This window comes from Methanosphaerula subterraneus, from assembly GCF_052055875.1.
GTDB lineage: Archaea > Halobacteriota > Methanomicrobia > Methanomicrobiales > Methanospirillaceae > Methanosphaerula > Methanosphaerula subterraneus.
Genome location: NZ_CP170508.1, coordinates 646,522 through 657,790 on the forward strand (window position 1 = coordinate 646,522; position 11,269 = coordinate 657,790).

The following is an 11,269-nucleotide window of genomic DNA, read 5'->3' on the forward strand; positions in this document are numbered from 1 at the left end:
TGAGGCGACTGGTGAGCGTATTCGGTTTTTGCGCGCTGGCGGGGGCGGGTGGTGGGTCCCACTCGCCCTGGTCGGCCGGTCCTGATCGTGATCACCTGGGAGATGTCCCGGTTCTGAAATGTGAGTCCTGCCGGCCGGGATGGAGCAGCAGCAGAGCGGCCGGTCCTCTGGGCGGGCGATAAGCAGCGCCACCCCGGTCGCGATCGCCTTTGGGCCCTGTGCGCTCTCCCCTGCCCTAACCGCAGGCCGAACAAATGGGAGACGCTCTGCCCTTGGTTGCCAGCGATCGCGAGCTCCTGAAAATGAGAAATATACAATGTTTAAACAATGTACTAACAAATATATACCAATAGAACGTATAGAATACTAGGACTGTAGGGCACCCGGCGAGGCCGGCCGGAGCCGCAGCCCGACACATCTGGGGAGATAGAAATGAGTAACACACAGATGGAAGTCATGCCTCAGGCCACTGGCCGGAGGATTGTTCGTGAACCGACCACCGCACCTGGCTACGGCGCCGAGCGCATGATCGAGGTTCTGACCGAACACGCTGAGCACCTGACCTTCAAGGTCAACACCCTGACTCACCAGGTCCGCGACCTGGAGATCGCCCGTGACGCGGTTGAGACCCTGGCCCAGCACCACCCCTCGCGGGACGCGTGGCGGGCCGCGGTCGCCTACTGCGATCAGGTCTGCCTTGAGGCTCAGGAGATGGTATATGACACCGAGCCGGCCGAGGTGCACGGCCCGTGTATGGACTTCGACAGCCAGCCGATGTCCAGCTGCATCACCCTGGAGGCGGCCCGGGAGCGGGCAGGCGCCACCCTGGACAACGTGATCCGGAGCGCCAACGGCGAGCCGGCCGACGTGGCCACGGGGATCCGGCGGGTGGCTGAGGTCCTCGCTGATGCGATGAAGGGGACCGATGCGGCCGGGATCATGGAGTCACGTGCCCGGGCGTTTGATGCGACCCGGTACCTCCTGGGCCTGGGGCCGATGGGGGAGATCTGAAATGGCCTCCTCCTCTTTTTGCCGGCGGGATGCCTGCCCTGAGTACCAGCAGCGACCGATGAGCAAAAACTATGAGTGCCGGCTCACCGGCCGGCTCCCGGGCAACATGACCGCCTGCCCGCTCGCCGAGCGTGCACCGGCCCGGGCGGAGGCGCTCGCCGGCCTGGAACGTCTGATTGCAGTCTGCTCGGGACCGATCCCCGTGACCCCTGAGATGCTCCAGCAGGCGATCGATGGAACCCTGCCCGAGCCGGCCGTCCCGGTCTGGGCGGAGACCATCGCCCGTGAAGCGGTCGCCGAGCCGAAAGAGCCGGCCCTGGTGGAGGTCTACCAGATCGACGGGGCGATCGCGGAACTCAAGCACCGGATCGCGGCCCTGACGGCCCGACGGGCTGAGGTGGTCGAGGCGGTCATCGACTCTGGCGAGATGGACCAGCCCGACGGGTACGGGAACGTCTACCACCTGCAGGCACACGATCGGACGGTCCGCACCCTGGATCCGGATCTCCTCCGCGAGCGGCAGCCGGCCGTCTTCGAGGCGATCGCGGTGGAGACCTGGACGGTCACGATCGCGGACGCCCGGCGCCACCTGGGCGAGGATGAGATCTCTGCGTGCAGCTCCAGCCGGACCACCCGGTCCTGGTTGGTCGTCTGTGAGCAGAGTGTACAGGTGGGCGGTCTGGAGGTGCGGGGATGACCCCTGCCCCGGCCCCCGAGGCCAGCCTGGTGAAGTGTGGGCGGGTTCGGGTGGCCGGCCCGTCCCTGGTCGTGGAGGACGATGATACCGGGATGCAGGGCTGGATCCCGCCGGAGGACGTGGATAAGGTCCTCCTGGGCGACGCCGCGAGGATCTACCGCCTGACCGACGATGGGCCGGTGCCAGCCGGTCACCTGGTCGAGGCTCCTGGCGGCCGGTCGATCTCGGTCCTGATGGGCGGGTGTCGATACCTGGCGATCTCCTCGCAGGTCCGGACCGCCATCAAGTACCGGCATCAGGCCGCCCTCTTCGCCGACACCGTACAGCGGCGATACAACCGCCAGACCGTTAAGGGGGCCGGCACCGCCGGCGCTCTCCTGATCCGGGCCTGATCTCACCCTCTCCCGAACGACTGCCCGCCGGCCGGCTCACTGTCTCCGGTCGCCGGGCTTGCCCTGGTCCCTACTTCCTGGGCCGGGGTGGCTCTTTTCATCCCCCCTGGACCGGGCCGGCTGCCCGGTCCCTTGTGCGGGCTTTTCACCTGGAGTGGTCCCGCTCTCCGGGTTACGGGTTCGGCCGGACAAGGGCGGTTCCCGCCCTGGTCGGCCTTCTTCAATCCCGGTCCCGTGCGGGATTGCCCTCCCGGTCCTGGGCGAGCGTTCCCCGTTCCCTGGCGGCCGGCCGCCGGCTGGTGTCGATCGAGGTGCCGCCGCTGCTGGTTCTGGTGATCGCTCGGCCGCTCGCTCTGGGGATACTGGACCCGCCACCCCCCCCCTCCGGCACGGTGGGCTTCCTACGCTCGGCCGGTACCGGCCTCGCTGCTCGTCCCGGCTCGACCGGCGGCAAAGAATCGCCGCCGACCTCACCGGACCGGGCCGGCCTCCCTCCGTCGGGCCGGAGGACCGCCGGCGCATCGGCTTTCATCCCCTCCGTTCTCTCGTCCTGGCGTTTTCCCCTCGCTCTTCCGCTCACAAGTCGCCTCGGCCGGCGACCGATTCGCTGATCTGGTGGTGGTCCTGGTCAACGTTCTCACGCTCCGGCCGGCTTCCGTTCCGGCTCCGCTTCGCCTGGTCCCGGCTCCGCTACGCTCCACTCCGCCGCCTCCACTACGCAGACCGAATGGTCGAGCCGCCCGGGTTGGACGCGGACCCCCTCCGGCATACTCGCCCGCCCTCCTGCTGGAGGACCTCAGCCCGCCTGATGGCAGGACATCGGCCCCGCCTCCGGTCGGGACTTCGTAAGCCTCCGGGGGACCGGGCCGGCTTTCCCTTCCAGGGAAGCCGGCGTTCGATGCGATCATCCTGTCTCCGATCGCACTTCTGTCCAGGTCCTCACCTCATCAGTCGGGACTACCCCCCACGCTCCTACGCTCGGTCGGCTCGGTCGCCCCGGCTCCACGTCGCCCGCCTCGCTGTCAGGACGTCCGGCCTCCGGTCGTCGGGCAGCGGGACCGCCCGACAGCCTCCGGCCGGCCGGGTTCGTAGGGTCCTCTTCCGCTCGGCTCCTTCGTCGCCTCGCTGGCGCTCCGCCTCACTCCGGTTCGGCGGGCCGATCGCCCCCCGTCCCCGTTATCACTCCTCGGTGTGAGCGGAGCGAACACGGGCGGGTTGGGTGGGATCCCGGGGGCGTGGAGCAGGCCGGCAGCCTGCGGAATGCCACCGGCACCAGTACCAGGGTTCTCTAGAGCCGCTCTCTGTTCCCGAGGGACCGAAGATCGCCGGGCGTTTTGTACCTGTAAAAATGAGATCTCTGAGTAATCTTTCGATAGATAAGGAAATCAAAAAGGCAAGGGTTAAGGTGAGAACAGGCAATTCAAAGATATTTGTGGTGGTTCTGAATGAGATCCTCGTTTTTTTTGTATATTTTCTGTGCTTTGCTGCTTCTGTTGAGCAGCGTCCAGGTCGTTTCGGCCGAAGGGGGATATGAGTGTATCACACAATGGGGCAGTTCGGGATGGGAGGATGGGCAGTTCCTCCGTATAGGTGGTATCTCGGTCGACGACGCGGGTAACGTCTACGCGTCCGACACGTATCGCGGTCGAATGGAGCAGTTCACGTCGGACGGCACGTTTATCACGACATGGGGCAGCGGGGGCACGGATGACGGGTGGTTCGTCAATCCATATGGAGTTGCGGTGGACAGCGCCGGAAACATCTACGTCGCCGATTCGGGTAACAGCCGGATCCAGAAGTTCGATTCGTCAAGGAATTTCATCACACAATGGGGCGAGTATGGAGACCCCCGGCTCACCGCGGGTCTCCGTGATGTCGCCGTGGATAGCGCCGGCAATGTTTACGCCGCGGACATGGGCACCAATCTGATCCAGAAGTTCACGTCGAATGGCATGTTCATCACGGCATGGGGGGGTAAAGGCTCTAGAGACGGGCAGTTCAACAGTCCCAGTGGTGTCGCCGTGGACAGCGCGGGCAACGTCTACGTCGCCGACTCGGAGAACTACCGGATCCAGAAGTTTACGTCGACCGGCGCCTTCCTGACGAAATGGGGCAGTTATGGTTCTGGAGACGGGCAGTTTGGGGCCACATGGGGTGTCCCATATGGTGTCGCAGTTGACGATGCGAACAATGTTTACGTGGCCGACTTTGGCAACAAACGGATCCAGAAGTTCACATCAACCGGCACGTTCATCACTAAATGGGGTGTGGACAGCACAGGAGACGGGCAGCTCTATGGACCAACGTGTGTCGACGTCGACAGCGCCGGTAATGTCTACGTCAACTATGACCGCCAGATCCTGAAGTTCGCCCCGGAGGCTTCGCTCACTACCGATTTCACCGCGACTCTGACCGCCGGCTCCGCCCCATTGACCGTGCAGTTCACCGACACCTCCACCGGGAGCATCACCGCATGGCAGTGGGATTTCAACAACGATGGCATCGTTGACAGCACCCTTCAGAACCCGACGTTCACATACGCTGAGCCGGGTAACTATTCCGTCAAGCTGTCGGTGACTGGTACTGGAGGAACCAAGTCGACTGTAAAACCGAACTACATTGTCGTCAGCGGCCCGCTATCAGTTGATTCAATCACGCCGGATTCCGCTATCTCAACCCTAGAAAATGTCGCCGTTTCAGTACGGGGGAAGAACTTCTCGGCCGGCACGACATTCAAACTGGTCAACGCCACGCTCGGGACGATCGCATGCCTGCCCAATACCGTCACCAGGGTCTCCGACACCGAGCTCACAGGAAAAATATCCTTTACTGATGTTAAGGAAGGGCTCTACGATGTCGTGGTAACAACTCCTGACGGAACCACCAAAAGCCTTGAGAAGGGATTCCACGTCCTCCCAATCCCAGTCGTGCTCATCCATGGATGGAATAGCGGCCCCGGGATGTGGGATGCTCTCACGCCCGCCCTGAATAAGGAGGGTATCCAGTACTGGAACTTCCCATACGATGCGAGTGCTGATCCCACGGCCTCCGCAGATGTTCTAGCCACCTATATCCGGGATAAGAGATCGAGTTACCGGCCAGACTTGTATCCGAACGGATACACAGGGAAGATCGATATTGTCTGCCATTCGATGGGGGCCATCGTCTCCCGATGGTACATGGAGCACAATGGTCATGGCAACGAGGTCCGGCAGTGGATCGGCATCGCACCCGCTCATGGTGGTTCGGCGGGGGCGGATCTTTTAAACATTCATGAGGGGCCTACGGACACCACGCTTTTTGAAGCCATAATTTGTTCTGCCCTCGGTGACTCAACCAGGTATCTCAAGACGACAACCGATCCGGCAATGTATCTGAAATATGACCAGCTCTCTCGTTCGACAACCTATCGAGTCATCGCGGGCTGGAATCCCTTCCACGACGTGAGGTTCGGCTATGGAGCCCTTTACCGGACCAGAGCGGTAGCGCTGAATGGCTCGTATTACTGGACCTTCAACGGCGATATGATCGTCGCGACGGCGCAAAGTTACCGTGAAGGGATGGGATTTGAGTGTTTCCCGAACCTAAGCGGAGGAGTAGAGGGGGGGATTAACGAGCCAGGATACGATTTCGATCATGTACATATCCACCACTCGCCGGCAGTCATCAACCGAGTGATCAAATACCTCGAGAATCCAGATATCAAGCCCACCGTAGAGATACCAGTAGATCCCAATGAAGACGAGCCGTATGACATATCCATTGTAAAAACTGTGTCTGACATGATACTGGCCGGACAAATCCACCACGTTATCGAGCATTCCTTTACCATCCTGTCCGGACCGGTATCCCGCGATAACTCGATTTCTCAGTCTGGCATCGGAACAACGGTGACTGACATGCTGTTTGTCGACCTTAACTGGACGGAGGGGAGCCTCTCCCTCGAACTCACCGATCCGAATGGCCAGACATTCACGTCATCGTCGAGCACGTCGACGGCCTGGTCCATGAGCGATTCGAACCATGTCACCTTCACAATCGCCTCGCCAACTGCTGGGAACTGGTCCGCGAAGATCATTCCTCTGTCCCTCCCTGACCATGCCGTTGGATACAATCTCACCATGTATCGCTCCACGGAGGACGGGACCCTCGCAGGGGAGACGCCAACCATAGCGGTTGTCCCGGGAGGGTCCGCCGTCCCGCGTGACCTCACCGGTGGTGGGCTCTATAAAGATGTCAATGGCAATGGGGCCATCGACTTCAATGACGTGGTCCTCTACTTCAACCAGATGGACTGGATCGCCACGAATGAACCGGTCAGTGCATTCGACTTCAACAAGAACGGCCAGATCGATTTCAATGATATCGTCATACTGTTCAACGATATGTAAGCATTGATGCGGATTCTCCCCCCTGTATTCCAGGGGGGTGGCCCCGGCCGCCCTGGTCAGTGCAGGATAAAAGGCGGCGGCCCGTATGCCTCGGCTGGTCGGCCGGCCTGGATCTGTGAAGCCTGGGCCGACGGGTTTGACCTGAACTGATCATTCCCATTTTTTTAATACCCGCCAACAAAAAACTGATCTGTTTCGTTGCGCTTGCGGCCGGCAATCGCGCAATGGGGCGAGCAGCCGCAGCCGATGAAAAAACGCGAGAAAAATTAGGTATTTTCCCGTCAATGGTTTCTATGTGGGCTGACTTCTGCGAGGGGCAGGAGCCGGCCGCACGGAGCATAGCATCATGGGAGATTTCGTAGAGTCAAGTATCACTAAGACCGCGGCCAGAAAGCTGACCGCACCGATCGCGGACATCACCGCGTTCAACAGCATCGTCGCAGGGGTCATCGCCGATAACCCCTGGAACTGCACCGCCTACCAGGTTGGGACCGAGAGTTACCAGCCGGTCACCAAGAGCAAGGAGGCCTACTCCGCCCGGATCGCCTACCAGAACGAGGACGCCAAGACTGTCGGTACTGTCTCGGCAAAGGCGCCGACTGTTGCCGGCTTCAACTCGGCCGTTACCGCCGTGCTGGCTGATACCGCACTGCAGACCGCGATGGGAGCGGTGGCCTGCAGCCATGCCGGTGACGATGACACCTTCTCAGCTACGCTGAAGTGTCACGACGCAAATGGGGAGGTCTATACCGTCACCTTCAGTCGGAGCCAGGTCACGATCGGGTCCTACTCGGACGACGCGATCAAGACCGCGGTCGAGACCTGGGCGGACACCGTGCCGGCCCTGGCCTGATCTGGGTGACCCCCCTCACCCACGCCACCTCATTCATCCGGGCCTGTTACGTCACATTATCGGTGTTCATATTCTACCCCAAACAGAGTGTAACCGTCGTCGCAGGCATTCATCACAGGGGCCATCATTGGGGTGGCCCCTATTTTTTTCGTTCTCTTACAAGGATATCAGTATCACACAACTATCCCACACAAAAACTGGATTACCATGGAGTCATAAGAGGTACATGCCTGCGGCTCTGGGGCGTTCATATTGAACAACATTCCCCCAAATGCGAAACGGAGCCAACTTTCTGCAGTCGCGTCGCTTTCCTTTACTGTAGTGTAAAAAAATGTTTTGGTCCACCTGGCCGGCGACGTATCGAAATTTGTCAACTTTCCACCAGGTCTCGCAGCACCTATGGGCAGATTACTGTGCCGGCTCCATGTGAGTGGATGATCAGAGATCCCCGGTGATCTCCCGGATCCCACCCACCGTCACATCAAAGACTCGCCAGCCAAGGCGGGAGATCGAGAGCCAGAACTGGTACGAACCATGGTACTCTTTAGGGATAGGGAATCTGCGAAAGGAGCGGATCTCCTCACTGTAAAGGTCTGCAATCCTATGAAGTGACTGAGGCTTCCGCCTGGTCCGTCTGATCAGGACCAGCACCAGTTCATCGGAAGACCAGGCCAGCAGATCGGGGGGTATGTTGTCGGGTTCGGACCTGAACACCTTGAATCCCTGCTGCTGAAACCAGGAGGCGACTGTATACGCCCCTCCCTGTCCGGTTCTGGTGGCCGGCACGCCATGCCGCTTCCCGGCACATCCTCCCCGCCTGGCATGTCCCAGAAAATACTGTTCGCTTTTTATCTCAGACGAATCAGGGGGACTGGAGACTGCCGGGGTCTGGTGTTCTGTAGTGAGTGCCAGATTCATTGGTTCACCCCGGTCCTGAGCCGGCTCCAGGGTGGTTCCCGGCCCTGGTCTCTGCCGGCAACGGTGATCTCCCCGGCGGAGATCCCGTCTGTATTTGAGGTCAGAATGGTGATCTGATTGGTATTCGTCATAGGTGTTCATCAACAGGAAATTATTTAATGGGTGGACCGTGTAGGGTGAAAGTAATAGCCTGCCTGCCGGGCCGGCTATCGGTTGAAACAAAAAGGGAGTCTTCTGGAGGTGGCATGGGCCGGCACCTGGGCCTCTCTTGAGGAACTCCCGAACCGCAGTGGTCCCTTTCGTACCAGGGATCACCTTCCGGCCGGCCGGCGAAGATGATCCGGGCGTATCTCATACCAATAGAGACCCCCAACCAGTTTTTGAGATCACACCATCCGCTGCTCACGTCCTGATTCTCTGGCCTTATGGGGCTGAAGAAGAACCACCCGGCACCCGCCGCAGGGGGGTTGTGGGAGGGTGGATACCTCCAAGGATATAAGACACCATGAACAATACTCATGCGTAGATCGGAGACGCCGGCGTTATCACACCGACATAAATCTCGTTAAATAGAGAAGAAAAGAACTTCACTCCAAACATCTGTACGCCGTGAAGAGCATGGTGATCATGCTGTGGTGATCCATCCTGGGAATACTATGGAACAGTTATCCGTTGAAGACGTGATCGGTTATCAGATCGAGCTTATTCTGGCGAGCGATCTTCCCGAAGATCAGGGGACCGAAGGTCAGATGATCAACCCGGGAAATCTCGACTTCGCGATAGATTTCTGTAACGATATTCCAGAGCCGTTCAAGCGGGCTGCGTATCTCCTCTATTATGTCGCAACTGGTCATCCCTTCGTTTCAGGCAACAAACGAATGGCCTTCCTGCTGGCGGCGTTGGTACTTTACCGGACCCCCGAGCAGTACCTACTCGATAGCCTCGATGAAGAGAACGATCGCGTCATCCGCAGCGTCGCAGAAGGGCTGATGACTCAAGAAGAGATTGAAATCTGGCTGTGTTCAATTGCACAAAAAGATGGGTGAATTATCGTGCCAGGAGATCGAGGGTGGGCTTGTGTCTCCGCATAAGCATCTCAAAGTCCTCACCCTGAGAGGGGCGGCGTGCCCGGTCCTGCTCTCTGATCGCAGGGTATTGAATCGGAGAGATCGAGATCGACCTAGCGATGCCGAAAACATCTGTCGTCTGCACGACGGAACCCATACAGTCCGACGAGTGGATCCGATACGGCCCGACCGGCTTCAAGACACTTCCCTTCGTTGTTCCCCCAATGTCAGCCGTCAGTCGCGAATACATTCCTCTTCACCTCCATGGACTTCTGGATGAGCTATCCAGCCTTTTGACATAGGTGTTATGTTGATATTAAGGTTGAGGTCTGGCATGCGCACAGCATTGATCAAGATCGTGGATCTGAATTCGCTTCTGATCTTCCTACTCTCAACGACGGCAGATATGACCCGGGTTTCAATGGGATGTACGGTCACCATCTGAGGTTGCATGGTGGCCGGCATCTGATGTTGTTGGACCTGTCGAAGTGCCTGGGAGATCTGCGGATCCGCCATTGCGATATCGTGGGGGTTAAATGGTTTCCGACATTCCATCTCACCTTCGATATCTTCCCACACCTTCCACATCAGTTCTTCGAGATTCTCAGGGGGGAAGACAACGTGCAATCCGATCTCTTTGGCTTCAGTTCTCCCAACAGGATAGCCATGATGGAAGAATGATTTATTCAACATGTCGGATATTATCTCGACTTTACTATGATCGTCCATGTGAGACCCGAGAAGCTTCTGGCCGAGGGATTGGGTGAGATTGGCACTCCTCTTCGCTGCACCAATCAACACCGCACCGACCTCTTTGGCCATCAGTTCAAATGCCCTTTCTTTCTGCTCCTGATCAGAGATACCTACATCCACAGAGACAAAATTCATGAAATGAGCGAGATCTTCTGAGGCGAAATTCATCGTCTCCTCTCGTCCTTCCTTGTTCCTGGTGAAATTGAGCTGCGGGTCGACCGGGCCCAGGTTTGAGAACGGATGCATCACAATCTCATTCGCACCAAGTGCCAGGAGCGTGGCGGCACTGTATGCTTCATAGGGGATGAGCACGCCGATCTCGTCGAATCGTTCACGTAACAGCGATATGATCCGATATGCAACAATGGGGTCGCCCCCCCTGCTCACAATGAGCAGATCGATCTTCTTCTGGTCCTTCGGAAACGCAAGGATCTGTCTGCAGAATTCCGGGATGACATCTCCAGCGATGGTCCCTTCGGCCTGGGGGCGCGAACTGGTCACATAGGTGATGAGAGGCCGGCCTCGTATCTCTTCTATCTGTCGATATAAGGCGGCCCTCTCGACATGGGTCATATACACTAACTCTTTCTGACAGGTTATTAACTTGATGAATTCACTGCTGTGTCGCGTCGAGTGACGTCACCCCCCTGGCCTTGAGGTCGGCGACGACCCGCGAGCCGGCGTCGGTGTCGCCGGCATCGACGAGCATGGTCCTGCCGGCCGGCGACTGGATCAGGATCGAGTCACCCTGGCCGGCGTCGAGGGCAGAGACCCGGAGGGGGCCGGCTGATGGAGGTTTCGATCTATTCCCTTTCATACCCACCCTTCGGATCTCTGTCTTGGACGCTGGCCAAGGGAGGCCCTAATCGAGCCATGACCGGCCTATGGTGGCCTGCTACCAGGCCCGGCAGGCCCGGTGTTTGAAGGAGCGGGGCCGGCATATCTACCGGGGCTGCTATAACCGGGCCCGGGCCCGTGAGCAGGCTGCCGTCCAGATCCTGCCGGGTGCGATCCCGCTCGACGAGGTCGAGCCGGTCGATGCCGGCCTCTTCGGTCGGTGCTCGGTCTGCGGGCTCCAGGTGGCGGCGTACAACCATGCCGGCAGCGGGACCGCGATCTGATCGGTGTGCTATGAGAAACTGGTGAGGGAGCAGGTAGATATTCGGTAGGGCCGGCTGTGGTTGGAC

The 11,269-nt window shown here is 59.3% G+C and carries 13 protein-coding genes; 7 read left to right on the plus strand and 6 right to left on the minus strand.

All coding sequences use genetic code 11. The features are described from left to right. The first annotated feature begins 432 nt into the window (after positions 1–432). Genes ACFKSJ_RS02925 through ACFKSJ_RS02935 form a run of 3 tightly spaced genes read left to right on the plus strand, consistent with a single transcriptional unit; the run spans position 433 to position 2,100 of the window. Entirely contained in the window at positions 433–1,011 is a 579-nt protein-coding gene (locus tag ACFKSJ_RS02925) for a hypothetical protein (RefSeq protein WP_440950778.1), read from the plus strand. Positions 1,012–1,069: 58 nt separating this feature from the next. Further along, complete coding sequence (locus ACFKSJ_RS02930) at positions 1,070–1,708, plus strand: hypothetical protein (RefSeq protein WP_440950779.1); 639 nt, start codon at positions 1,070–1,072, stop codon at positions 1,706–1,708. After that, positions 1,705–2,100, plus strand: coding sequence for a hypothetical protein (locus ACFKSJ_RS02935; RefSeq protein ID WP_440950780.1), 396 nt, complete (start codon positions 1,705–1,707; stop codon positions 2,098–2,100). Before ACFKSJ_RS02930 ends, ACFKSJ_RS02935 begins: the two co-directional genes overlap by 4 nt. Positions 2,101–2,320: 220 nt before the next feature. Here ACFKSJ_RS02935 and ACFKSJ_RS02940 read toward each other — a convergent pair whose 3' ends face one another. Continuing rightward, positions 2,321–2,632 carry a hypothetical protein gene (locus ACFKSJ_RS02940; RefSeq protein ID WP_440950781.1) on the minus strand — a complete coding sequence of 104 codons (312 nt, stop codon included), beginning with the start codon at positions 2,630–2,632 and terminating at the stop codon, positions 2,321–2,323. A 913-nt stretch (positions 2,633–3,545) separates the two neighbouring features. Here ACFKSJ_RS02940 and ACFKSJ_RS02945 point away from each other — a divergent pair. Then, positions 3,546–6,491, plus strand: a complete 2,946-nt coding sequence (locus ACFKSJ_RS02945) for a PKD domain-containing protein (RefSeq protein ID WP_440950782.1) — start codon at positions 3,546–3,548, stop codon at positions 6,489–6,491. Positions 6,492–6,837: 346 nt separating this feature from the next. Continuing rightward, a complete protein-coding gene (locus tag ACFKSJ_RS02950; protein WP_440950783.1) occupies positions 6,838–7,344 on the plus strand; it encodes a hypothetical protein in 507 nt (168 codons plus the stop codon). A 438-nt stretch (positions 7,345–7,782) separates the two neighbouring features. Here the strand turns inward: ACFKSJ_RS02950 and ACFKSJ_RS02955 are convergent, their stop codons facing one another. Together ACFKSJ_RS02955 and ACFKSJ_RS02960 are read right to left on the minus strand one after the other, a co-directional pair. Then, a complete protein-coding gene (locus ACFKSJ_RS02955; protein WP_440950784.1) occupies positions 7,783–8,262 on the minus strand; it encodes a hypothetical protein in 480 nt (159 codons plus the stop codon). Continuing rightward, entirely contained in the window at positions 8,259–8,393 is a 135-nt protein-coding gene (locus ACFKSJ_RS02960; protein WP_440950785.1) for a hypothetical protein, read from the minus strand. Before ACFKSJ_RS02960 ends, ACFKSJ_RS02955 begins: the two co-directional genes overlap by 4 nt. A gap of 525 nt (positions 8,394–8,918) precedes the next feature. On the opposite strand from ACFKSJ_RS02960, the gene ACFKSJ_RS02965 reads away from it, so the two are divergent. Then, positions 8,919–9,308: a type II toxin-antitoxin system death-on-curing family toxin gene (locus tag ACFKSJ_RS02965; RefSeq protein WP_440950786.1), complete on the plus strand. Its 390-nt coding sequence runs from the start codon at positions 8,919–8,921 to the stop codon at positions 9,306–9,308. A 1-nt stretch (position 9,309) separates the two neighbouring features. On the opposite strand, the gene ACFKSJ_RS02970 is transcribed toward ACFKSJ_RS02965, so the two are convergent. From ACFKSJ_RS02970 to ACFKSJ_RS02980, 3 genes are read right to left on the minus strand one after another with little or no spacing between them, the layout of a single operon-like run. Beyond that, positions 9,310–9,579 carry a hypothetical protein gene (locus ACFKSJ_RS02970; protein WP_440950787.1) on the minus strand — a complete coding sequence of 90 codons (270 nt, stop codon included), beginning with the start codon at positions 9,577–9,579 and terminating at the stop codon, positions 9,310–9,312. Next, a complete protein-coding gene (locus tag ACFKSJ_RS02975; RefSeq protein WP_440950788.1) occupies positions 9,564–10,655 on the minus strand; it encodes an SDH family Clp fold serine proteinase in 1,092 nt (363 codons plus the stop codon). The genes ACFKSJ_RS02970 and ACFKSJ_RS02975 overlap by 16 nt, the downstream gene beginning before the upstream one ends. A gap of 40 nt (positions 10,656–10,695) precedes the next feature. Beyond that, positions 10,696–10,899 carry a hypothetical protein gene (locus ACFKSJ_RS02980; protein WP_440950789.1) on the minus strand — a complete coding sequence of 68 codons (204 nt, stop codon included), beginning with the start codon at positions 10,897–10,899 and terminating at the stop codon, positions 10,696–10,698. Between the two features lie 67 nt (positions 10,900–10,966). On the opposite strand from ACFKSJ_RS02980, the gene ACFKSJ_RS02985 reads away from it, so the two are divergent. Then, a complete protein-coding gene (locus tag ACFKSJ_RS02985; protein ID WP_440950790.1) occupies positions 10,967–11,203 on the plus strand; it encodes a hypothetical protein in 237 nt (78 codons plus the stop codon). Positions 11,204–11,269 lie beyond the last annotated feature (66 nt).

Excerpts from the sequence above, each read along its gene's own strand:
- ACFKSJ_RS02925 (WP_440950778.1), top strand. The coding sequence starts at position 433 with ATGAGTAACACACAGATGGAAGTCATGCCTCAGGCCACTGGCCGGAGG.
- ACFKSJ_RS02930 (WP_440950779.1), top strand. The coding sequence starts at position 1,070 with ATGAGCAAAAACTATGAGTGCCGGCTCACCGGCCGGCTCCCGGGCAAC.
- ACFKSJ_RS02935 (WP_440950780.1), top strand. The coding sequence starts at position 1,705 with ATGACCCCTGCCCCGGCCCCCGAGGCCAGCCTGGTGAAGTGTGGGCGG.
- ACFKSJ_RS02940 (WP_440950781.1), bottom strand. The coding sequence starts at position 2,632 with ATGAAAGCCGATGCGCCGGCGGTCCTCCGGCCCGACGGAGGGAGGCCG.
- ACFKSJ_RS02945 (WP_440950782.1), top strand. The coding sequence starts at position 3,546 with ATGAGATCCTCGTTTTTTTTGTATATTTTCTGTGCTTTGCTGCTTCTG.
- ACFKSJ_RS02950 (WP_440950783.1), top strand. The coding sequence starts at position 6,838 with ATGGGAGATTTCGTAGAGTCAAGTATCACTAAGACCGCGGCCAGAAAG.
- ACFKSJ_RS02955 (WP_440950784.1), bottom strand. The coding sequence starts at position 8,262 with ATGAATCTGGCACTCACTACAGAACACCAGACCCCGGCAGTCTCCAGT.
- ACFKSJ_RS02960 (WP_440950785.1), bottom strand. The coding sequence starts at position 8,393 with ATGACGAATACCAATCAGATCACCATTCTGACCTCAAATACAGACGGG.
- ACFKSJ_RS02965 (WP_440950786.1), top strand. The coding sequence starts at position 8,919 with ATGGAACAGTTATCCGTTGAAGACGTGATCGGTTATCAGATCGAGCTT.
- ACFKSJ_RS02970 (WP_440950787.1), bottom strand. The coding sequence starts at position 9,579 with ATGTATTCGCGACTGACGGCTGACATTGGGGGAACAACGAAGGGAAGT.
- ACFKSJ_RS02975 (WP_440950788.1), bottom strand. The coding sequence starts at position 10,655 with ATGACCCATGTCGAGAGGGCCGCCTTATATCGACAGATAGAAGAGATA.
- ACFKSJ_RS02980 (WP_440950789.1), bottom strand. The coding sequence starts at position 10,899 with ATGAAAGGGAATAGATCGAAACCTCCATCAGCCGGCCCCCTCCGGGTC.
- ACFKSJ_RS02985 (WP_440950790.1), top strand. The coding sequence starts at position 10,967 with ATGGTGGCCTGCTACCAGGCCCGGCAGGCCCGGTGTTTGAAGGAGCGG.